The organism is Alcaligenes sp. YSL9 (assembly GCF_030515105.1).
Lineage (GTDB): Bacteria > Pseudomonadota > Gammaproteobacteria > Burkholderiales > Burkholderiaceae_B > Alcaligenes > Alcaligenes phenolicus.
In genome coordinates, this window is record NZ_JALXJU010000001.1 from 401030 (window position 1) to 423252 (window position 22223).

Consider the following 22223-nt stretch of genomic DNA (forward strand, 5'->3'; position numbering starts at 1 on the left):
TCCTTGTTTCGACCCTTTGAGGCACGCCTGAACTCTACGCTATAGATTTGCGTGGAGATCACGATGGCAGGGCAGAGCCCATGACAGGGCGTGCGTGTTTAGCCGCTTTTGTGGCCGCAGCCACATTCACCCATTTCCTGAAGCCTTCGTATCTGGCCTTGCCTGTTTGGCCGTGGCTGGGTGCTGTGGTTGTGAGCATCTTGCTGGCGCAGCGTTTTTCTTTTGCTTATGTTCTGGTCTTTGCCTGCTTGGGAGCCAGCTACAGCATTTGGCATATACAGGGCCGGCTGGCTCAATCCGTCCCGGTCACTGACATCAATAAAGTCAGTCGGGTAGAGCTGGAAATCCGGTCCTTGGTACAGGCAGGGCCGAATTACAGACAGTTTCAGGCACGAGTCTTGAGCTCCCAGCCCCCCGGTTTGCCCGAGCAGATTCTGGTTCGCTGGAATGCGGCTCAAGGCCATCGCTCCTTGTACCGTGAGCCGTCTGTACAAAGCTTCCCCGAGCTGATGCCCGGTCAGCGCTGGCGCATGTCTTTATTGATGCGTCCACCTCAAGGAGCCCGTAACCCTCATGGCTTTGACGCAGAACGTCATGCCATGACTCAAGGCTGGCGGGCTGTGGGCAGTGTGCGGGGTCAGCCACAACGATTGGACTTCGATCCGGCGCAGTCCTGGTTCACATGGACGGAGCGTCTACGCCATCATTTGCGCAACGTCCTGATGCCCTACGTACAAGAACAACGCTGGGGCGGGGTGATGCTGGCTTTGTCTTTGGGAGATCAGGCCAGTATCGCCGCAGCGGATTGGCTGATCTTCAATCGCAGTGGCCTGACGCACCTGGTCTCCATCAGCGGCACGCACGTTACGTTCCTGGCCGTGTTGTTGGCTGCCTTAGTGTCCTGGTGTTGGCGACGTGTTCGTTGGGGGCGCTGGGTATTGGCCGAACAAGTTCCTGCTCAGGTTGCTGCGACCTGGATAGGTATTGCCGGGGCGGGTGCTTACTGCGTCATCGCAGGCTGGGGTGTTCCTGCCCAGCGTACTTTTTTGATGTTGCTGGTGCTGGGTGTCTGCCGTATTCGGGGTTTACATTTGGGAGCCAGCCGGACTTTACTGATTGCAGCTCTGTTTGTGGTTTTGCATGATCCATGGGCGGGGCTGACCACCGGCTTTTATCTGTCTTTCGCCGCTGTTTCGGTCTTGTTCGCGTTTGGCGCTTTGATGGGGCAGGTGCCGCAGCCAGGCACCCGGTGGCAGCGCTGGGGGCGGCGGATCTGGTTTGCGACTCAGTTGCAGGTGCTGATTACCTTGGCCTTGTTGCCCGCACTGGCCCCCTTGTTCCATGAAATATCCTTGGCCTCCTTGCCCGCGAATGCGTATGCCATCACCTTGATCGGCTCAGTTGTGACGCCGCTGGTGCTGCTCTTGTTGATTTTGGCGGCGCTACAGGCTCCGCCAAGCTGGTGCGAGTCTGTCGCCAATCTTGCTCATGCTGTATTGGATTTCACCATGCAGCCTACGATCTGGCTGGCGGAGCGTAGCCTTGCCAGTGTGCCAGTGCCTGCCCAGCACTGGGCTTGGACAGTTCTGGCTTTGCTGGGGGTACTGCTATTACTTTTGCCCAAAGGCTTTGTGTCCCGCTTGAGCGGCCTGTCTCTGTTGGTGCCCGCCTTGGCTTTGCGACCTTCTTTATTGCAGGAAGGGGACTGGGACTTGTTTGCCCTGGATATAGGCCAGGGCAGTGCGGTGGTGCTGCGTACACGCAGTCAGGTGTTGCTGTTTGACGTGGGAAACCGCTACGGCCCTGATTCCGATGAAGGCAAACGCAGCATTGCCCCCTGGTTGAAAGCCAAGGGAATAGGGCGGATCGATACCTTGGTGTTGTCTCATGCCGATATGGACCATGTGGGCGGGACGCGCAGCGTATTGCAGGCGGTGCCGGTTAGCCGCTCCTATAGCAGCTTTGATCTGGACGCGCATCTGAATCGGGAGGAGCGTTTGCTGGCCGTGCCTGCTGGCTCCACTGTTCGCCCGGAGCAGGCCCTGCGCTGTGAGCAGGATGTGCACTGGGAGGTAGACGGCGTACGTTTCCGGTTCTGGTGGCCCCCTGCGGATGAAGCCAGATTCAAGGCCGCCTATGGCAGTGAGGAAGATAAGAATGCCATCAGCTGTGTGCTGGAAATTCGAGGTGCCCGACACAGCGCCTTGCTTTTGGGCGATGCCGGTGTGGCGCAGGAGCAAGCCATTGTGGCGGCGGGCTTGGGGCCTGTTGATGTCGTTGTAGTCGGGCATCACGGTTCCCGGACCTCCTCGGGGGCGCATTTTGTGAAACACATGCAAGCGGGGTTGGCGATTGCTCAACTAGGATGGTGGAATCGCTTTGGGCATCCACATGCGCAGGTGCAAACGCGTTGGGAACGCTCCGGCGCTTTATTCCTGCGTACCGATCATTGGGGCGCTTTGACTGTGGAGTCGCGTCCTTCGGCCCTGTATTACTTTGGCGAGCGTGATCGTCACGCCCGCTACTGGCAGTCCCCAGCACCGCCCTGACGGCAGGACAGAAACGGCATAGTAAAGCCCTCGGGCTGGGCTACAATAGTCCTTTATCTGTCAAATTCTGGTCTGAGCGTTCATGACAACTGATCTTCAGGAGCCGCGCCTTAATTGGGTTATGTGTGCCAGTGCCTCCGGTACGCACCGCATGGCGTACTGGGAGTGGGGCGATCCCGGTAACGATCAGGTCTTGATGTGCGTGCATGGTTTGACGCGTACTGGCCGGGATTTTGATCAACTGGCTCAGCGCCTGTCCAAACGTTACCGTGTGGTAGCCCCCGATGTTGTGGGACGTGGCCGCTCTGATTGGCTGATTGATCCTGCCGCTTACGCTATTCCTCAATACGTTGCCGACATGTTGGTGTTGATTGCCCGATTGCAGCCGGCACGGCTGGATTGGGTGGGCACGTCCATGGGCGGTTTGATTGCCTTGGGTTTGCAAGGCGCGCAAGCCATGTCAGCCTTGCTGCGTCCGGCTCGCCCCGGACCAGGTCTGGGTGTCGAGCCCTTGCAACTGCCTTTGGGTCGAGTCGTTCTGAACGATGTAGGCCCGGCGCTGGATATGACAGGGCTGCAACGCATCAGTGAGTACGTTGGGCAGTCCGTGCTGTTTGATACCTTCGAACAGGCGGTGGAGTATGTACGTTCCGTCTCGGCTTCCTTCGGGGAGCATTCCGCTGAAGAGTGGGCCGATATGTCCCGCCACGTCTTTGTGGAACATGAAGGCAAATGGCGTCGCCATTACGATTTGCGCTTGTCGCAAGCCTTTGCTCAGCAAGCGGATGTGGACTTGCAAGCGGCACAGGCCTTGTTGTGGGGCGCCTATGAGGGTTTGCCGGATAAGGTGCTGATCGTGCGCGGTCAAGAGTCCGATCTCTTGAAGCCAGAAGCGGCCCAGGAAATGTTGCAACGCAATCCTAATTCGCAACTGGTGACTATTCCCAATGTGGGACATGCGCCCATGCTGCGCAATGCCGAGCAAATCGACCACATCGACTACTTTCTAGCTGGATAGCCCCTTATGAGTGTTCAGGCCCGCTTGCCCGTTGATTTGCATTGCCATTCCATTTATTCAGATGGTGTGCTCAGCCCCGCGGAACTCGCCGCGCGTGCGCATGCTAACGGTGTGAAACTGTGGGCCCTGACGGATCATGACGAAATCGGTGGCTTGAAATTGGCCCGGCAATACGCCGAGGATCTGGGCATACGCTTTGTGGACGGGGTAGAAATCTCCGTCACTTGGGCGAACAAGACTATCCACATTGTTGGCTTGGGCGTGGACCCGGACCATCCTGCCCTGCAGCAGGCGCTGCATGATGTGCGTGCTGGCCGCGAGCAACGCGCCCGTCAAATGGGTGACCGCTTGGAAAAACTGGGTTTTCCCAATGCCTATGAAGGTGCAGTCCCATTTGCGGCCAATCCGGAACTGATCAGCCGCACGCACTTTGCGCGGTTTCTGGTACAGCAAGGTTACTGCGTTGATATGAATGAGGCCTTTCGCCGCTACTTGGCGGATGGCAAGCCTGCTGCCGTGGAAACCGTCTGGGCCAGCCTGGAAGAAGCGGTGGGCTGGATACGTGAATCGGGCGGCAAGGCCATTATTGCCCACCCCGGACGTTACGAATTGGACGGCACCCGCAGCCATGCTTTGTATACCCAGTTTCTGGAATTGGGTGGTGTGGGGATTGAAGTGCTGACGGGCAGTCACACTCCGCAGGAATACAGCGTGTATACCCAGGTAGCACGCAGCTATGGTTTTGAAGTGTCCTGTGGTTCGGATTTTCATGGTCCCAGCGAAGGGCGTGTTGATTTAGGCGGTTTGCCGCCTTTGCCCTCGGGATTGAAACCCGTTTGGCAGGAGTGGCTCTAGCAGGAGCCTTGAAAACGATGAATAAAGCCTTTGTGAAAGAGTCCGATCAGGACGATGACGACGATCTGGACGCCCCGGCCAGTGCGCTACCCAGTGGGACCAAGAATTACATGACGGTCCTGGGGTATCGCCGTTTGCGTGGCGAACTGAGCCATTTGATGAACAAGGAGCGTCCCGAGGTGGTGCAGATCGTCTCCTGGGCGGCATCCAATGGTGATCGCTCCGAGAACGGCGATTATCTGTACGGTAAAAAACGCCTGCGGGAAATCGACCGCCGTATCCGCTTCCTGACCAAGCGTCTGGAAATTGCTGAAGTGGTCGATCCCGGCTTGCAGCCCAATCCCGATCAGGTGTTCTTTGGTGCAACCGTTGTTTATAGCGACAGCCAGGGTGAAGAGTTCACCATCACCATTGTGGGCGTGGACGAGGCCGAACCCTTGCAAGGCCGTATCAGCTGGATTTCGCCGGTGGCCCGGGCCCTGATCAAGGCGCGTGAAGGCGACACCGTGGTGCTGCGTACCCCCGCCGGCAAAGAAGAGTTGGATATTCTGGAAGTGTCCTATCCCGAGCCCGCGCCAGCTCCTGATCTGGATGGAGACAGCCCGATTTGAACGCCGTACCGGGTCCGTATTGGAGATTACGGGGCGCGAATCGCTCCGGCCCCTCAAGACGTCTTGTCGAGCTTGCCGGGTTTGCTGTGTCTCCAGCCCCGCTTGTTGCGGCCCCGTTGTTTGAACTGAATTTTCCCTTTTTGTGCACGCCATTTACCGATGTGACCTCTTGTGTCGCTTCCGGTTAAAATGGCGTGTTTTCTATTTCTCCCACCTTTTTTGCCCCTCCCGTATCGTGAGCCAAATCCTGTACTTTCCCGGTTCGTCCGTGCTCTCCGCATTTCGTCGTGAGCGTTTGCTAGAGCGTGTCGAGCAGCGTCAACTGCCTGTTGCCGACATTCTTGCCTTGCACGAATACTATGTCTGGACTGAAGAGTCCGGCCTGGATGCCAGTGCGCGTCAGCACCTCAGCGACTTGCTGGACGATGGTCTGCCTGCGCTGGACCCTCAGCCGCCTAAAGGCGCCTTGGTTCTGCGTGTCATTCCTCGTTTGGGTACCGTGTCGCCCTGGGCCAGTAAAGCGACTGACATCGCTCATAACTGTGGCTTGCAAGCGGTACGTCGTATCGAGCGTGGCGTGCGTTACATCATCACCCCCAAGCGTGGCTTGCTGGGTGCCAAGGAACTGGATCAGGCTCAGCTGGAGCAACTGGCTGCCTTGCTGCACGACCGCATGACCGAAACTGTTGTTGGTTTGGAGTTTGACGGTCAGGCGCTGTTCACCCAACTGGAAGGCAAGCCCATCCAGACCGTGGATGTTCTGGGCGGTGGCGTGGCGACCTTGAAGCAGGCCAACGAGGAAATGGGTCTGGCGCTGTCCGAGGACGAAATTGAATACCTGATGGATGCCTTCACGCGTCTGGGTCGTAACCCGCACGATGTGGAATTGATGATGTTCGCGCAAGCCAATAGCGAACACTGTCGTCACAAGATTTTTAACGCACAGTGGGTAATTGACGGTCAAAACCAGGGCAAGACCTTGTTTGGCATGATTCGCGAAACCCACGCGGCTCAACCTGAAAACACTGTGGTGGCTTATGCGGATAACGCCGCCATCATGACGGGCGGCCCCGCTACTCTGTTCCATGCCGGTATTGATGATCAGGCCAACGAGCCTGTGTATCAGCGCCACGAAGCACTGGTTCACACCTTGATGAAGGTGGAAACTCATAACCACCCAACTGCAATTGCTCCTTTCCCCGGTGCATCTACCGGTGCCGGTGGCGAGATTCGCGACGAAGGTGCAACAGGCCGTGGTTCCAAGCCCAAAGCAGGTTTGACCGGTTTTACCGTGTCCAATCTGTGCTTCCCTGAGCAAATGGAGCCTTGGGAAAAAGACTCCCACGGTATTCCTGACCGTATCGCCAGCCCCCTGGACATCATGATTGAAGGCCCGATTGGTGGTGCTGCCTTCAATAACGAATTTGGTCGTCCTAATCTGCTGGGTTACTTCCGTACCTTTGAACAAACGGCTGGCGATCAGCGCTGGGGCTACCACAAGCCCATCATGATTGCCGGTGGTCTGGGTTCGATTGACGATCGCCTGACTCACAAAGATCCTCTGCCAGTGGGCGCCTTGCTGATTCAGCTGGGCGGTCCCGGCATGCGTATTGGTATGGGTGGTGGTGCTGCGTCCAGTATGGGCGTGGGGGCCAACCGCGCCGAACTGGACTTTGACTCCGTGCAGCGTGGTAACCCGGAGATGGAACGCCGTGCCCAGGAAGTGATCGATCGCTGCTGGCAACAGGGCGAGAATAACCCCATTATTGCCATCCACGACGTGGGGGCGGGTGGTCTGTCCAACGCATTCCCTGAGTTGGTGAACGATGCCGAGCGTGGCGCTATTTTTGAACTGACTCGCGTTCCTCTGGAAGAGTCGGGTCTGTCACCTGCTGAAATCTGGTCCAACGAATCCCAGGAGCGTTACGTCCTGGCCATTCTGCCCAAGGATCTGCCGCGTTTTGAGCGCATTGCTCAGCGCGAGCGCTGCCCCTTTGCCGTCGTGGGTGTGGCGACTGAAGAGCGCCAATTGCGCGTGACTTTCGGCGAAGGCCTGCCTGGCGTGGACGAAGTGCACACCCCCAAGAGCATCGAGGAACGTCCTGTTGACGTGCCTATGGATGTGATTCTGGGTAAAGCCCCACGCATGGAACGCGACGTCAAGCGTCTGGACGGCGTGGCCGAACCGCTGGACCTGACCGTTATTCCTTTGACCGAAGCCATGCATCGGGTGCTGCGTCACCCCACCGTGGCCAACAAGACTTTCCTGATCAGCATTGGTGACCGTAGCGTGGGTGGCCTGTGCAGTCGCGATCAGATGGTTGGCCCATGGCAAGTGCCTGTGGCCGACTGCGCCGTGACCCTGGCTGACTTTGAAGGCGTACGTGGCGAAGCCATGTCCATGGGCGAGCGTAGCCCTAGCGCCATGATCGACGCTGCTGCCTCCGGCCGTATGGCTGTGGCTGAAGCCCTGACCAACCTGGTCGCCAGCGATGTGCGTGACCTGAAAGACGTCAAATTGTCCGCCAACTGGATGGCCGCTTGCGGCGTGGATGGCCAGGACGCTGCCTTGTTCGACACGGTTCAGGCTGTCAGCCAGTGGTGCCAGAGCCTGGGCCTGTCCATTCCTGTGGGCAAGGACTCCCTGTCCATGCGTACCAGCTGGGAGCAGGACGGTGAGTCCCGTCAGGTGATTTCGCCAGTTTCCCTGGTGGTGACCGCTTTTGCTCAAGTGGCGGATGTGCGCCGCACGCTGACCCCCCAACTGCAAACCAATGTGGGCGATACCGCTTTGGTCTTGATCGATCTGGGACAGGGCAAACAGCGTATGGGCGCTTCCGTATTGGCTCACGCTTTCAATCAGGTTGGCCAGTCCGTACCTGACATGCAGGACGCCGAAGCCATGCTGGCGTTTGTGAAGGTGATTCGCCAATTGGCCGACCAGGATCTGATCCTGGCCTACCACGACCGTTCCGACGGTGGTCTGGCCGCGACCGTGGCCGAGATGGCCTTTGCCGGTCACACCGGCGTGTCCGTGAATCTGGACATGCTGACGATCGACCCTCATGCTGCCGATTGGGGCGATTACAAGATTCGTGCCGAACAGGTTTCCGTGCAGCGTGATGAAATCACCTTGCGCGCCTTGTTCAACGAAGAGGCTGGTGCTGTTATCCAGGTGCCATTGGCCCAGCGTGATCAGGTCATGCAAATTCTGCGTGAGGCAGGTTTGTCGGCTCACTCCCACGTGATTGGTAGCCTGAACAAGACTGATCAGGTCGAGTTCTACCGCGATGGCGCTTGCATTTACCAGGCCCCTCGTGTGGAACTGGCGCAACAGTGGAGCGAAGTTAGCCGCCGCATCATGGAGCGCCGCGATAACCCCGCTTGCGCACAGGCCGAATTCGATCGCTGGGAAGACGTGCAAGACCCAGGCATCTCGCCGCGTGTCATGTTCAACCCGCAGGAAGATATTGCTGCTCCCTTCATCGCTACCGGCAAGCGCCCACGCGTTGCCATCTTGCGCGAACAGGGTTGCAACAGCCAGGTCGAAATGGCCTGGGCCTTTGACACGGCCGGTTTCGAAGCCGTTGACGTACACATGACCGATTTGCTGTCGGGTCGCGCATCGCTGGAAGGCATGCAGGGCATGGTGGCTGTGGGTGGTTTCAGCTACGGCGACGTTCTGGGCGCTGGTGAAGGCTGGGCCAAGACCATTCGTTTCAACAACCAGTTGTCGGATCAGTTTGCTGCTTTCTTCGGTCGCAGCGATACCTTCGGTCTGGGTATTTGTAATGGTTGCCAGATGATGGCCGCTTTGGCTCCCATGATTCCAGGTGCAGAATTCTGGCCACGCTTTACCCGTAACCAGTCGGAAAAATACGAAGCTCGTTTCTCCAGTGTGGAAATTGCCTCTTCGCCATCCTTGTTCTTCAAGGGTATGGAAGGGACCCGTCTGCCAGTAGCCGTGGCTCACGGTGAAGGCTTTGCCAACTTCCAACGTCAAGGCGATGCGTCCAAGGTCGCCGCTGCGGTTCACTTTGTGGATCATCGCGGTCAGCGCACCGAGCAGTACCCGCTGAACCCCAACGGCAGCCCTTACGGTTTGACCGGCGTAACCACGGCAGATGGCCGCTTCACCATCATGATGCCTCACCCGGAACGCGTGACGCGTAACGTCATGATGTCCTGGACGCCAGAGCAGTGGGGCGCCGCCGATCAGGGTGCTGATCAGATGGCAAATGGTGGATTTACTCCCTGGATGCGGATGTTTCGCAACGCTCGGGTCTGGATTGCGTAATTGCTTACGCGTATAATCGATTTTTGGACGGAGTTATAAAAGCATGCGTCTCATCAAGAAAGCACTGACCTTCGACGATGTGTTGTTGGTTCCCGCTTACTCCGAGGTTCTGCCTCGCGATACATCCTTGCTCACCCGCTTTACGCGGGACATCACCCTGAATATCCCGCTGGTTTCGGCTGCCATGGACACGGTAACCGAAGCGCGTCTGGCTATTGCCATGGCACAGGAAGGCGGTATCGGGATCATCCACAAGAACCTGACGGCGGATGCTCAAGCACGTGAAGTTGCACGTGTGAAGCGTCACGAGTTCGGTATCGTGATTGATCCGGTTACCGTGACGCCCACCATGAAGGTGCGCGATGCCATCAACCTGCAGCGTCAGCACGGTATTTCCGGTTTGCCTGTGGTTGAGGCCGGCAAGCTGGTGGGTATTGTTACCAACCGCGATCTGCGCTTTGAAGACCGCCTGGATTTGCCTTTGCGTGATGTCATGACGCCTCAAGAGCGTCTGATCACTATGCACGAAGGCGCCACGCTGGACGAAGCTCAGGCCCTGATGCACCGCCACCGTCTGGAGCGCGTGCTGATCGTTAACGATCAGTTCCAGCTGCGTGGTCTGGCAACGGTTAAGGATATTGTCAAAAACACCGAGCACCCTCTGGCCAGCAAAGACAGCCACGGTCAGTTGCGCGTTGGCGCTGCGGTCGGTGTGGGTGACGGTACCGAAGAACGTGTCGAGAAACTGGCCGCAGCCGGTGTGGACGTGGTGGTGGTGGACACTGCCCACGGTCACTCCCGTGGTGTTATCGAGCGCGTTCGCTGGGTCAAGAAAAATTTCCCTCGCATTCAGGTTATTGGTGGCAACATTGCTACCGCTGATGCCGCTCGCGCTCTGGTCGAGGCCGGTGCAGATTGTGTCAAGGTCGGTATTGGCCCTGGCTCTATTTGTACGACTCGTATCGTAGCCGGTGTGGGTGTACCTCAAATTACAGCGATCGCTGACGTTGCCAAGGCATTGGAAGGTACAGGCGTACCTCTGATCGCTGACGGTGGTATCCGCTTCTCCGGCGACGTGTCCAAGGCTTTGGCCGCTGGCGCTTCCGCTTGCATGATGGGCGGTATGTTTGCTGGTACCGAAGAATCTCCTGGTGAAGTGGTGCTGTTCCAGGGCCGTTCGTACAAGTCCTACCGCGGTATGGGTAGCTTGGGCGCCATGGTCGATGGTTCGGCTGATCGCTACTTCCAGGATCCTTCGAACAACGCGGACAAGCTGGTTCCAGAAGGTATTGAAGGCCGCGTGCCTTACAAGGGCAGTGTGATTGCCATTATTTACCAATTGGTTGGCGGCATCCGTGCTTCCATGGGCTACTGCGGTTGCAAATCCATCGAGGAATTGCATGCCAAGGCTGAGTTCGTGGAGATTACGGCTGCGGGTGTACGTGAGTCTCACGTACATGATGTGCAGATCACCAAGGAAGCGCCGAACTACCGCGCTGACTGATCTTAGCCAGTCTCTTGCATGCCAGAAACCGCCAGCCTTTGGGTTGGCGGTTTTTTTGTGTATCGCCTTTGTGTTGTGGGGTAGGGGGTAGTCTCAGGATAGACGCCTCTTGCGGCCTGAGTGGGGGCGTGGGGCGGATCGCTTGCCGATGCTGCGCACTGGTGCCCTTGGCGGTGTCGAGATACGGGCGCACTCTGAACTCACCCGGTGATTGGTCCCCCGGACCAATCACAAGCGTCGGGTTCAAACAGCAGAGTGCTTGCATCCCGTATCCCGACACCGCCCGCGGCAAGCAGTCTGACTCGCCCCACGCCCCCACTCAGGCCGCAAGAGGCTCAGATCGAGAAATATATAGCCCTGCCTGTATCTTGCACTTAGGATTTTTGTGGGTGTGTTGGCTGTTTGGTCAGGGCTCTACACAATCACTGCCGTCACCGTCACCGTCACCGTCACCGTCACCGTCACCGTCACCGTCACCGTCACCGTCACCGTCACCGTCACCGTCATCGTCACCGCCACCATCAAGATCACAGCAACAGCAATAGCAGTAACTACTGCTATCTCAGCCTTTGCTATTTCCACCTTGGCTGGTGCTGTGTAGCCCTTATTTCATTCAGGGAGCGACTCTTTATGAGGTGGGAGGGATGGGAATGCAGAGAACTCTAAATAATAAAAAGCGCCCCGTTTATGACGGGACGCCTTGCTTTGGATGCTGCGGGGTGCGCTTACCCTAAGAGTGCTATTCAGCTATTCAGCTATTCAGCTATTCAGCTATTCAGCTATTCAGTTCATTAGTTCGTCACTCGTTAGCTCACAAATTAGTGGCGGATAGCTGGAAAATCATTTCATATCAGGAGTTGAATATAAAACTCCCATATTTCTTATTTAGCAGGGGCTGCTTTGGTTTTGAACAGCCATTGTTGAGGCGGCCATTGAGCCAAAATCACCCCTGCCAGAGTCAGCAATCCACCGCTCACATGGTGTGCGCCCAGTTGTTCGCCCAGCAATGGGATGGCCAGCATGGCGGTCATGAAGGGCAGGATGTTCAGGAACAGGCTGCAGCGGGCCGGGCCCAAGCGTGTGATGCCTTGGATCCAGCAGTAGGGCAGCAGGACGGAGGCCAGGATACCTGCGTACAGGATCAGGGGGACTGTTTGCTCATTCAGCTGGGTTTGTTCAGCCGGTAGCCAGAAGAAGACGGGCAGCAGGGTGATCAAGGCTCCCCAGGCTTGAAGATAGGTCGATTGCCAGGCTGGCACAGTGATATGCCATTTCTTCAAAAAAACACTGTAAAAGGCGTAGCTCAATGCCGCTGTCAGCATCAGCAAGTCGCCAGAGCGGACTCCTTGGCTTAGCAGTTGCATGGGATGGCCGCCGCTAATCAACCAGACTGTTCCAAACAAGGCCAGCAGGGCGCCGGGCAGCATGCCGCGAGGGCCAGAGCCTGGCAGCAGCAGACGTGTGGTCAACAGGGTCAGTAGGGGTGTCAGTGCGGTAATCACGGCCATATTGGTGGCACTGGTGCTGGCTGCTGCCCAATAAGACAGGCATTGATAAAACGCCATACTCAGAAATCCCAGAAACAGCAGTTTGGGTAGTTGAGGACGGATCGAGTGCCAGTGTCGCCAGACAGGGCGAGCGGCAAACAGGCTCATGATGGCCAGCGCCAGCACGACTCGATAAAAACTCATGGCAGGTGCGGCGATCAGGCCGTGCGCCATTTTGGAAACAATGACATTGCCGGACCACAACAGCATGGTCACCAGCGGATAAGCATAGTTGCGCATTGGAAGCATCCATCAATAAGGAAGACGTATGCTCGCTGTAGACCGACTTGCCTGTCTTTCGCTAAACTGACTTGAATTAGCGCAAATGGGACAGATTGTGCTTGATCCTCTTATTCATATTCCGGTTGAGCTGGCCAAGATGCCTATTAGTGGTTTGGCAGCAGACTATCCGGACGGCCATCTTATTCACGAACATCAGCATGTACGTGCGCAGTTCTTGTACGCCGTGCAAGGGGTGATGGTGATTGATGCCCAGGAAGGGCGCTGGGTGGTTCCTCCTAGCCGTGGCGTTTGGCTGCAACCGGGTCGTCCTCATACGGTTCGCATGCGCGGGCAGGTCAAAATGCGCACGATCTTTGTGGATGAGGATGCTGCTCCGGGCTTGCCGGCGCGTAACTGCGTGCTGGATGTCAGCCCTTTGCTACGGGAGCTGATTCTGGAGGCCAGCCGAATTCCTTTGGTGTATGCGCAAGACAGTCGCGATGGCCGCTTGATGCGTTTATTGCTGGATGAACTGCGCGAGTTGCCTGTATTGCCGTTTCATCTGCCCTGGCCCGAAGAGCCGCGCTTGCTATTGGTGTGTCGACATCTGGAGGCTAGCCCCGATGATGATAGAGATGCAGATGCCTGGGCCAGGCAACTGGCCATGAGCGTCAAAACTTTCCACCGCCTGTTTCGTCGCCATACCGGCATCAGCTTTGGGCAATGGCGTCAATTCGCTCGCTTGTTGGGGTCTTTGGAGGGCTTGGCAGCCGGTGAGCCTATTGTGCAAGTGGCTTTACAACATGGCTATGCCAGTCAAAGCGCATATGCCGCCGTGTTCCGGCGGCATTTTGGGGTCACTCCCAGAGAGTTTTATCGCTCTAAAGACAGCGCGGGCGACGCAGTTTAGTCCGCTAGCTCCAGTAAAAGCCGGGCCAGCATGTCGGGGTGTGTCATCAACGCGCAGTGCCCACTTTCCAACTCACGGAATTCCCAGTCTTTCTGCTGACGGGCCCATTCACGTGAGGTATCAACCCCTCTGAAAGTGGGTTGTATGCAGGAGATATAGGAGCAAGGGCGGCCATTGCCGATGACGGGGTTCTGTAAGCGCAGGGAAGAGCGGTAGACGCTAAGCGGCTGTGGCGTCAGGCGGTTACCGACAAAGTGTAGATCTTCTGTGGCATGCAGGCCCAGTGCACTCAGTGGAGGAGGGGGGACGGCAGGAATGGCGCTTTTCCCAGCAGAGGCCACCATGCTGTCGACAATCTTTTCTGGCAGGGTGTCGAAGGTGCTGGTGCCGCTGGGCAGGATAAAGGCGTCCAGGTAAATCAGTTGTTGAATGCAGCGCGGCATGACGTCGGCGACGCCGCTAATGACCAGTCCTCCAAAGCTGTGGCCCACCAGAACCACGTTGGAGAGTTCCTCCCAACGTATCAAATTAGCGACATCATCTACAAAGGTGTTCAGGGTGATGTCCGCACTAAGCAAGTGGCTGCGTTCGCCCAGGCCTGTCAGTGTGGGGGTATAGACTTTATGCCCCTTGGCCCGTAGCCGGGCAGCCAGTCTGGACCAGCACCAGCCACCGTGCCAAGCACCGTGAACCAGCACAAAGGTCAGGCTGTCGGAGACTTCGTCCGTATCTTCCTGACATTCATAGGCAAAGCTGTGCGAGCGGGCACCGGAGGGGCCGGGAGCAGGGATATAGCTACCGCCGCCTTGTTGTTGTGTGGCCTGTGCAGGTCGGGATTCCTGGTGTTCATTAAGTTCGCTCGGACGAGGGGTACGACTCGAAGACATGCTGAAACTCCCAAAATGGCTGCATGTACTGTAGCTGCCTTGCCGCATGAATGCCAGTGATGCAGGACAATTTCGGCCTGGAGTATTTCTGCGACTCCCTAAGCGGCGCTACACAGCGTAAAATAGATCCTTTACCGCTTTATTATTGGCTCGATACTTTCATGCACCAGCGAATTCTGATTCTTGATTACGGCTCCCAGGTCACCCAGCTTATTGCGCGTCGCGTACGCGAAGCCGGTGCGTACTGTGAAATTCACCCCGGTGATGTCAGCGATGAATTCATCCGTTCCCAAGAAGGCCTGAAAGGGATCATTCTGTCGGGCAGCCACGCCTCGGTCTACGCCGAAGACGCTCTGCAAGTTCCTGCCGCCGCGTTTGAAGCCGGCGTACCCGTTCTGGGCATTTGCTACGGCATGCAAGCCATGGCCCGCCAACTGGGCGGCGTTACCGAAGGTTCGGACAAGCGTGAATTCGGTTACGCCGAAGTCCGCGCCCACGGCCACACCAAGCTGCTGGACGGTATTCAGGATTTCGCTACGGCAGAAGGCCACGGCATGCTCAAAGTCTGGATGAGCCACGGCGACAAAGTTACCGCCTTGCCTCCCGGCTTCAAGCTGATGGCTTCCACGCCTACATGCCCCATCGCCGGTATGGCCGATGAAGATCGCGGCTTCTACGCGGTTCAGTTCCACCCCGAAGTCACTCACACTGTCCAAGGCGGCGCCTTGTTCGAACGCTTTGTGCGCGACATTTGCGGCTGCGTGGGCGATTGGAACATGCCGGACTACGTGCAAGAGGCTATTGCCAATATCCGCGAACAAGTCGGCGACGAAGAAGTTATTCTGGCTCTGTCCGGCGGTGTGGATTCCTCCGTCGCTGCCGCTCTGATCCACCAGGCTATCGGCGACAAGCTGACCTGCGTATTCGTGGACCACGGCCTGCTGCGTCTGAACGAAGCCCAGCAAGTCATGAGCACCTTCGCGGACAATATGGGTTTGAAGATCATCCATATCGACGCTTCCGATCGCTTCCTGGGCAAACTGGCCGGTGTGACTGACCCAGAAGCCAAACGCAAGATCATCGGCCGCGAATTTGTGGAAATCTTCCAGGAAGAAGCCGCCAAACTCAGCAACGCCCGTTGGTTGGCCCAAGGCACAATCTACCCGGACGTAATCGAGTCCGCCGCCGCTAAATCCGGTAAAGCCACTGGCATCAAATCTCACCACAACGTGGGCGGCCTGCCAGACACGCTGAACCTGAAACTGCTGGAACCCCTGCGCGAACTGTTCAAAGACGAGGTGCGCAAACTGGGCGTAGCCCTGGGCTTGCCACCAGCAATGGTCTACCGTCACCCCTTCCCAGGCCCAGGCTTGGGTGTCCGTATTTTGGGTGAAATCAAGCGCGAATACGCAGATTTGCTGCGTCAAGCTGATGCCATCTTTATCGAAGAACTGCGCAATACGATTGACGAAGAAACCGGCAAGAACTGGTACGACCTGACTTCCCAGGCCTTCACCGTCTTCCTGCCAGTGAAAAGCGTAGGCGTGATGGGCGATGCCCGTACTTATGAGTACGTTGTTGCCATGCGTGCAGTACAGACAACCGACTTCATGACGGCTGACTGGGCTGAATTGCCATACTCGTTGTTGAAGCGTACTTCAGGCCGCATCATCAACGAAGTGCGCGGCATTAACCGTGTGACGTACGACGTCAGCAGCAAGCCGCCAGCGACGATTGAGTGGGAATGATTCCATGTCTGGCATGACCAGACATCTTACGGCCTGGAAAGTCAAAAAGCCCGCGCAATTGCGGGCTTTTGGTTTTACGATCAGGCAGCGTCGAGTAGTGTTCTGTATTAGTTAAGCACGGTGCTTATGTGGCTGGTATTAAGAGTGGTAAATACCCAATGTGACTGATTTACCCCCCCCCAAGATATCGGGGCGTCCTGATTTTTGGTTAGCCAGTTTTGTTTTATACCGGTAGCTGAGTTCTCAGCATCGCTCTGACGAGATGATCTTCAAGCGATTTTTGGATGACTTATTGCGCGGAGGGCTGGCCTTTTTCGAGCAATCTCAATATCAAAGAATTCTTTGAAGCTCAGCACGTTTTCTTTGCGCCCATAGCACGTGGTGTTTGCCGTCTTGAGGGACTCGGGTACTACAAGGAATATTTTTCTGATGCGCATTTCTTCGATTGCCTCAGAGGATACACGATCATCGACGGTAGCCAGGAACAGTCCGCAATTGGCGCTCTCAAGAGTAATCTGTTTCCATCGCTCTCTAAGAGTAGTCTTTGCCGATAGGACCAGCGCGTCATCAAAGGCCCGATATGGCGACCTTAGCATTTGCTTCGATGGCAGGACGAAGTCTGGACGGCGTCCGCCTGTTATCGCTTGCTCTTCAAAGCAGATATTTCCGTCTGTCAGTAGGCGTGCGATATGGTGTTCAAAGGATCGGCCTGCGCGTGACTTCCTGTGCTGGCTTGCACTTAAAAAAGAGGCATTCAAAGCTGGGAAGTTTTTTACTATAGAGCTTACAAGCGATTGATTGGCCGAAGTTAGAATGCGTACGATGTCCACAGTTCGATGTCGGAGTTCGGCACGTTTGTACAGCGCGAATTCGATGTCGCGACTGATCTGCATAATCGCATCTCCCGGATTAGCGAAGGTATACGGGTCTAAAGACTGTAGGCCGTTTGTCTTCAGATACTCAGCCTGTGCGGTAGCCGCCAGCATTTCGGAAGAGGGTAGAACAGACACGTGCTTTAGAAGCTCTGGCAATGTTCCGCTTTGCAGAGCTGCGTCGATTTCATCGATGAGCTTAGCTTCCTCATACAGTTTCAGCGCATCAATCTGGTTTGGATCGAATAGGTTAAAGGTGAAAGTTGCATCTAGCTCAAACTGCGTCTCTAGTAACTCTGCATCAGCGCTTGCCGAGTCGATGGTCACAAACCAGTGATATACCCCTCCTCCTAGTGGCTCGGAGAGCTTGCCGCCCACCAGAAGTGAGGCCGGTGTAAGCCCAGAGAACTCACTCTTCGGAACGCGTGTAAGATGCGCCTCGGGGCCTTTGTTAGAAAAATGCCGCATGTTGGACTTTTTTATTTCGCCAGTTGCTGGCCAGAACGTAGGGAACTGAGAGACGTATATGTGTTCTTTCCCGGGATTCGTTTGTGCTATCAGTGGTGGGAAGAACGCTTCCTGCCTCAGCTCACTAGGCACGTAAAATCCATTCTGATGTTTGGTGGGGTCATCTGCCCAACTGCAGTCGTTTCTGGATAGCTTCTTAATAAGAATTTTTGAGCTGCGTGAAAACCATTCATTTAGCAAGCCCCATTGATCGATATCCTTCAACCTTGCTCCTCCTGTTATTGACTGAGTTGGTTGCTGCTCGAGTGTGGCCTCGGCGATATCCTTGGCCATGTCATGCAGCTTTCATTACCTGTAATCATTTCCTCGATTTCTCCCAGCTTGTCTTGGCAATGTCGTGTTCCGCATTCCCAGATGGTGAGAACTCTCCAGCCAAGGCCAATAAGTAAATACTCCTGTTTTTTATCGCGTTCAACATTTTGGTTCAGTTTTTTCTGCCAGAATTCCTTGCGTGTGGCAGGCGATCTGGCATAAAAACAGGCGGCATGGCGGTGCCAAAAGCACCCATGTACAAACACCGCCAGCTTATATTTACTTAATACAAGGTCAGGCCTCCCTGGCAGGTCTTTGCGATGCAGCCTGAACCGATAGCCTTTGCTGTGCAGGTATCGCCTTATCAGCATTTCTGGTTTTGTGTTCTTACCGCGGATCCCCGCCATCATTTTGGAGCGGGTCACGTTATCAACTATATCGATCATTGATCTTTTACCAATGACAGGGGGGCTATTTTCCAGCTATACAGTCAGGCTGGCAGGGCTAATTCTAGTTGGAGTTTTTGTTCACTAAGTTTTGTCCGAGCGGCGAGGATTCTGTCTTTCATAAGCTTGGCTATTGCTTCGAAAACCGGTACTGCCACGGAGTTGCCAAACTGTCGGTACGCTTGGGTATCGGACACCGGAATCACGAAACAACTCTCACCAGGTCTGTCGAACCCCATCAGACGTGAGCATTCTTGTGGTGTCAGCCGGCGCGGTCGGTTCACTTGGTTGAGCTTATGTTCAAATGCAAGCATATGGTTGAAACCTCGGTCTACGAGTATTTCAGATCCATCCTTATGATAGCGAGCTGAGAGCGTACGGGCTACGTCATTAGGGCCGGTCAAGCCGAATCCGAATCCATTACCCCTGGCTCGATGTTTTTCCGCGTAACGGAACAGGTAATCCCATAGTTTAGGAGTCAGGATGTATTTTTCATCCACGTTTTGATCGAGTATGTCACCAAAGCTTGGTCTATGCTTTGGATACAGCTTAGTGATGTCACGTAGTGTGAATCCCTGATGTACGTTCAGATCGCGACGAAAGCCAACCAGAACGATACGCTCGCGATGCTGCGGTAGAAAATGTCGTGCATCGATCACTTTGGGATCCGCTCCTTTCGGTGCATTGATGTCGGCTACCTCGTACCCAAGTTCGTTGAGCGTCTCGCAGATGATTCGGAATGTGTTTCCCTTGTCATGGCTTTTAAGGTTCTTCACGTTTTCGAGAAGAAAGGCTGCTGGGCGTTTTGCGGCAATTATACGGGCTACATCAAAAAATAGCGTACCTTGGGTCTCGCACTCGAACCCATGTTTAAGTCCTAGTGAGTTCTTCTTTGAGACCCCTGCCAGCGAGAATGGTTGGCACGGAAAGCCTGCAAGTAGAACATCGTGATTAGGAATCTCTCGGTCAATGTTGAGATAAGCCTCTTCCTCTGTTACCTCAGGTTGGGCAGAAAGTGTGATCGATCGAATATCGAGATTAAATTTATGGCGTTTCGGATCACAATAATGGTTTGCCTTGTAAGTCCGAACGGCATATTTGTTCCATTCTGATGTGAAGAGGCACTCTCCGCCTATAGCTTCGAAGCCCTTTCGGAGCCCCCCGATACCTGCAAACAGATCTATGAACGTAAACGTGCGAGGTTCTGGCTGTGCAGCGGGCAGCAGTGCTGTGAGATGCTCGTATTCGGCATGAGATAGTTTGGGAGACGCCTTACCTTTTGACCATCGGTTGATGGTTTCCCTGCACCAAGTGCCGGGGCTTACATTATTGAGTTTCTCCGCCAGCTGTCTCTGATCGTAAATTTCTAATAGCCTTTGAAGAAGCGCTTGATCATCATTAGGCCAAACCGTTTCGTTGTCGGTTTGGGGGGTATGACTCGGTGCAAGCGAGTGTTGGATAGGCATTCTGTGGTCTCTCTGGGTCAAAGCTGTGACGGCAAGTCACCATTTTAATCCATAGACACCGCTTGTAAATGAATCCTGTATAAAAAATCAGTTCTGAGTGCGTGGGTAGCCACTGCGAGGGCTGAAAAGGTGAGGTTAATAGTGCAGCCCCAGTGGCGTTATTTGCCATTGACTGGAGGGCAGGTCCTCTTTCGAATGCTTAGGCTGGCGAGGTATTGGCAGCCGGGGCTATATCGTATACACGTTGCTCCCCCGGCTTTGTTTAGGACTGTCGGAACTTCACTGGGATCAAGAGGGCAATGGTGTCCAGCCTGTGTATTGTGCAGGGGCGTTAGGGATCAGAATGCAGTGCAGCTGACCTTTCTTGAACCCAATCACCATGTTATCCCCCTCCTGTGCGCGTGCCATTACAGGGTTTGTTTGAAAATAGAGCCTATGCTCTGAACGACGAGGGTGGTCTTCTCGAGAGTCGTACCAAGTTACTCTTGCGTCGTGGGAGGTGCTCTCTCCCCACACAGAAAACTTTGCTTGGAATTCTGCTTTTGCTAGGCCAAATAGTTCCTTCAGTGCAGCGACTCCATTAAATTCGTGCTGGTTTGACCGCGCAGGGCACGCCTCCACCGCCACAAGTGTTTTGATACATGCTGGTTCGAGAGTAATAGATCCTGTAAACATCTGCTTTTCCTTTTTGCTACCATCTGCCTCATCGGTGGATCCTTATAGGCTTGGGTAGATGGAATATGGTTGTTGTAGGCTATGTTTGTCAAGATCTAGTGAGGATAATTTAAGGCTGGCGAACTGTTTGGAATGGTGTTTTTTATAAGTTTTCTGGTTTTTTCTGTATAAAATCTGTTTGTTATACTGGTTGTTATGGCTGAGCGTGAAATCCTCGGTATAGCATATCAAGCGATAAAAAAAATCCTCATAATTGCTTTTTTTATTCCTTCCGTAATTAGGAATTAGCGGAACACTTGAATTGGTATTTTTAGAGATTGCGTTGCTGTCTTTAAGGGTTACAACCCACTATTAAGTATTTTCCCTGGCACACACCATCAAAGAAAGCCTAATCAGGCGCGTTGATCCGTGCCATCATTTCAATCTCAACAGTAGCCCACAAGGGAAGCCATGCGGCACCAAAAGCCGTGCGAGTTGGATGTAGACGGCTAAAAATCTCCCTCATCATCTTATTACCCGGTGCTTACGGCTCTAGATCAACGAGCAGTAAATTTGGTTTTATGATATTTTTTCCGAACAAGTGCCTTCCGCCTTGCAGATGTTTTTCAGCTTATGAAACGTCTTTTGAGTCTGATTTTTAACACTATGGACAAGCTGCATTAACATTGATCTGATGCTAATCTTCCCAGAGGTATAAAGAAAATCTCTTACCTATATGTCTTGAGAATAGGCACCCAAAGCGCTAAGGGCGTGTTCAGTAGAAATAATTGATTTGTGTGTATATGCAAGTCGCTTAGGTTGAGATTGGCCTATCGACAGTGGTCGCATTTTCTCCACTCATTTCAATGTGGGAGCCTAGAGGAATTCAGATTGCTACTTTCTCTTCACGTCCCTGTACCCGGCCCAGACCCCCGAGCCAGATCCATAAACGCCTGCAGATAATCAATCACCGTTTCCGTCTCCCTCATCCCCAGGAAGATCTGCTTGGCGATGCCATGTTTGCCCAACCTTACCGGCACTACGTCCAGTTTCTCCGCATACTCTTCCACCAGCCATCGCGGCAGCGCCGCTACGCCACGGCCACTGGCAACCATCTGCATCATGATGTCCGTCGTCTCAATCGTTTTATGACGTCGGGGGGCGATACCAGCAGGTAGCAGAAACTGGTTGTAGATATCCAGCCGGTCTATGTCCACCGGATAGGAAATCAGTATTTCCCTGTCCAGGTCCTTAGGCTTGGCGTAGTCCACATTCGCCAGGGCATGGGCCTTGTTCACTACCAGCACCTGCTCGTAGTCGAAGACGGGCTCGAATTTCAGGCCTGGCTTATAGAGTGGATCTGGCGTGACCAACAGATCAATTTCATACCCAAATAGCGCCCCGATCCCGCCAAACTGAAATTTCTGCTTCACATCCACATCCACGTCTGGCCAGGCGCTAAGGTACGGCGAGACGATCTTAAGCAGCCATTGATAGCAGGGGTGGCATTCCATGCCGATGCGCAGTGATCCTCGCTCGCCTTGGGCGAACTGGCCCAGGCGCTCTTCGGCCAGGTCCAGTTGCGGCAGTACGCGGTTGGCGACGGCCAGCAAGTATTGTCCTGCCTGGGTCAGTTGCAGGCTGCGGCCTTCGCGACGCCAGATTTCTGTACCCAGTTGCTGCTCTAGTTTCCTCATGGTGTGGCTAAGGGCGGATTGGGTAACGTGCAGCACGGCAGCGGCGGCGGTCAGGGACCCTTGCTTGTCAACTTGCTGCACAACGGCCAGGTGGATGCGCTCTAACATGATACGTGAATGATATTCATGGGTTGGTGAGATAAGACCATTTTACTTCATT

At 55.0% G+C, this 22223-nt stretch carries 15 protein-coding genes; 9 read left to right on the forward strand and 6 right to left on the reverse strand.

Annotated elements, in window-relative coordinates; genetic code table 11:
* The first annotated feature begins 80 nt into the window (after positions 1–80).
* From M2Q46_RS01815 to M2Q46_RS01845, 7 genes are all read left to right on the forward strand, one after another.
* On the forward strand, positions 81–2549 hold the full coding sequence (locus tag M2Q46_RS01815; protein ID WP_302356491.1) for a DNA internalization-related competence protein ComEC/Rec2: 2469 nt from the start codon (positions 81–83) through the stop codon (positions 2547–2549).
* A 121-nt stretch (positions 2550–2670) separates the two neighbouring features.
* Entirely contained in the window at positions 2671–3567 is an 897-nt protein-coding gene (locus tag M2Q46_RS01820) for an alpha/beta fold hydrolase (protein ID WP_137431589.1), read from the forward strand.
* Between the two features lie 6 nt (positions 3568–3573).
* A complete protein-coding gene (locus M2Q46_RS01825) occupies positions 3574–4422 on the forward strand; it encodes a 3',5'-nucleoside bisphosphate phosphatase (RefSeq protein WP_137430915.1) in 849 nt (282 codons plus the stop codon).
* A 17-nt stretch (positions 4423–4439) separates the two neighbouring features.
* Complete coding sequence (greB, locus tag M2Q46_RS01830; protein WP_009457980.1) at positions 4440–5033, forward strand: transcription elongation factor GreB; 594 nt, start codon at positions 4440–4442, stop codon at positions 5031–5033.
* A gap of 235 nt (positions 5034–5268) precedes the next feature.
* Positions 5269–9330 (forward strand): phosphoribosylformylglycinamidine synthase, encoded by a 4062-nt coding sequence (purL, locus tag M2Q46_RS01835; protein ID WP_035268089.1) that lies wholly within the window; start codon positions 5269–5271, stop codon positions 9328–9330.
* 43 nt (positions 9331–9373) lie between these two features.
* On the forward strand, positions 9374–10834 hold the full coding sequence (gene guaB / locus M2Q46_RS01840; protein ID WP_009457979.1) for an IMP dehydrogenase: 1461 nt from the start codon (positions 9374–9376) through the stop codon (positions 10832–10834).
* 385 nt (positions 10835–11219) lie between these two features.
* Positions 11220–11435, forward strand: coding sequence for a hypothetical protein (locus tag M2Q46_RS01845; protein ID WP_302356496.1), 216 nt, complete (start codon positions 11220–11222; stop codon positions 11433–11435).
* 280 nt (positions 11436–11715) lie between these two features.
* Here M2Q46_RS01845 and M2Q46_RS01850 read toward each other — a convergent pair whose 3' ends face one another.
* Positions 11716–12621, reverse strand: a complete 906-nt coding sequence (locus tag M2Q46_RS01850; protein WP_115635159.1) for a DMT family transporter — start codon at positions 12619–12621, stop codon at positions 11716–11718.
* Positions 12622–12706: 85 nt separating this feature from the next.
* Here M2Q46_RS01850 and M2Q46_RS01855 point away from each other — a divergent pair, with 85 nt between their 5' ends.
* Positions 12707–13513 carry a helix-turn-helix transcriptional regulator gene (locus M2Q46_RS01855; RefSeq protein ID WP_302356498.1) on the forward strand — a complete coding sequence of 269 codons (807 nt, stop codon included), beginning with the start codon at positions 12707–12709 and terminating at the stop codon, positions 13511–13513.
* Here M2Q46_RS01855 and M2Q46_RS01860 read toward each other — a convergent pair.
* Positions 13510–14400: an alpha/beta fold hydrolase gene (locus tag M2Q46_RS01860; RefSeq protein WP_088452648.1), complete on the reverse strand. Its 891-nt coding sequence runs from the start codon at positions 14398–14400 to the stop codon at positions 13510–13512. The two genes, M2Q46_RS01855 and M2Q46_RS01860, sit on opposite strands and share 4 nt — an antisense overlap.
* A 161-nt stretch (positions 14401–14561) precedes the next feature.
* On the opposite strand from M2Q46_RS01860, the gene guaA reads away from it, so the two are divergent.
* Entirely contained in the window at positions 14562–16148 is a 1587-nt protein-coding gene (gene guaA / locus M2Q46_RS01865; protein ID WP_035268796.1) for a glutamine-hydrolyzing GMP synthase, read from the forward strand.
* Positions 16149–16417: 269 nt separating this feature from the next.
* On the opposite strand, the gene M2Q46_RS01870 is transcribed toward guaA, so the two are convergent.
* The 4 genes from M2Q46_RS01870 to M2Q46_RS01885 all read right to left on the reverse strand — a co-directional run bounded on the left by M2Q46_RS01870 (position 16418) and on the right by M2Q46_RS01885 (position 22171).
* The gene (locus M2Q46_RS01870) at positions 16418–17821 is read right to left on the reverse strand and encodes a type II restriction endonuclease (protein ID WP_302356501.1); all 1404 of its coding nucleotides are present in this window, start codon (positions 17819–17821) and stop codon (positions 16418–16420) included.
* The gene (locus M2Q46_RS01875) at positions 17767–18246 is read right to left on the reverse strand and encodes a very short patch repair endonuclease (RefSeq protein ID WP_302356504.1); all 480 of its coding nucleotides are present in this window, start codon (positions 18244–18246) and stop codon (positions 17767–17769) included. The genes M2Q46_RS01870 and M2Q46_RS01875 overlap by 55 nt, the downstream gene beginning before the upstream one ends.
* 44 nt (positions 18247–18290) lie before the next feature.
* Positions 18291–19712 (reverse strand): DNA (cytosine-5-)-methyltransferase, encoded by a 1422-nt coding sequence (gene dcm, locus M2Q46_RS01880; RefSeq protein ID WP_302356506.1) that lies wholly within the window; start codon positions 19710–19712, stop codon positions 18291–18293.
* 1559 nt (positions 19713–21271) lie between these two features.
* Positions 21272–22171, reverse strand: coding sequence for a LysR family transcriptional regulator (locus M2Q46_RS01885; protein WP_302356508.1), 900 nt, complete (start codon positions 22169–22171; stop codon positions 21272–21274).
* Positions 22172–22223: the final 52 nt, after the last annotated feature.

Excerpts from the sequence above, each read along its gene's own strand:
- M2Q46_RS01815 (WP_302356491.1), top strand. The coding sequence starts at position 81 with ATGACAGGGCGTGCGTGTTTAGCCGCTTTTGTGGCCGCAGCCACATTC.
- M2Q46_RS01820 (WP_137431589.1), top strand. The coding sequence starts at position 2,671 with ATGTGTGCCAGTGCCTCCGGTACGCACCGCATGGCGTACTGGGAGTGG.
- M2Q46_RS01825 (WP_137430915.1), top strand. The coding sequence starts at position 3,574 with ATGAGTGTTCAGGCCCGCTTGCCCGTTGATTTGCATTGCCATTCCATT.
- greB (WP_009457980.1), top strand. The coding sequence starts at position 4,440 with ATGAATAAAGCCTTTGTGAAAGAGTCCGATCAGGACGATGACGACGAT.
- guaB (WP_009457979.1), top strand. The coding sequence starts at position 9,374 with ATGCGTCTCATCAAGAAAGCACTGACCTTCGACGATGTGTTGTTGGTT.
- M2Q46_RS01850 (WP_115635159.1), bottom strand. The coding sequence starts at position 12,621 with ATGCGCAACTATGCTTATCCGCTGGTGACCATGCTGTTGTGGTCCGGC.
- M2Q46_RS01855 (WP_302356498.1), top strand. The coding sequence starts at position 12,707 with ATGGGACAGATTGTGCTTGATCCTCTTATTCATATTCCGGTTGAGCTG.
- M2Q46_RS01860 (WP_088452648.1), bottom strand. The coding sequence starts at position 14,400 with ATGTCTTCGAGTCGTACCCCTCGTCCGAGCGAACTTAATGAACACCAG.
- guaA (WP_035268796.1), top strand. The coding sequence starts at position 14,562 with ATGCACCAGCGAATTCTGATTCTTGATTACGGCTCCCAGGTCACCCAG.
- M2Q46_RS01870 (WP_302356501.1), bottom strand. The coding sequence starts at position 17,821 with ATGGCCAAGGATATCGCCGAGGCCACACTCGAGCAGCAACCAACTCAG.
- M2Q46_RS01875 (WP_302356504.1), bottom strand. The coding sequence starts at position 18,246 with ATGATCGATATAGTTGATAACGTGACCCGCTCCAAAATGATGGCGGGG.
- dcm (WP_302356506.1), bottom strand. The coding sequence starts at position 19,712 with ATGCCTATCCAACACTCGCTTGCACCGAGTCATACCCCCCAAACCGAC.
- M2Q46_RS01885 (WP_302356508.1), bottom strand. The coding sequence starts at position 22,171 with ATGTTAGAGCGCATCCACCTGGCCGTTGTGCAGCAAGTTGACAAGCAA.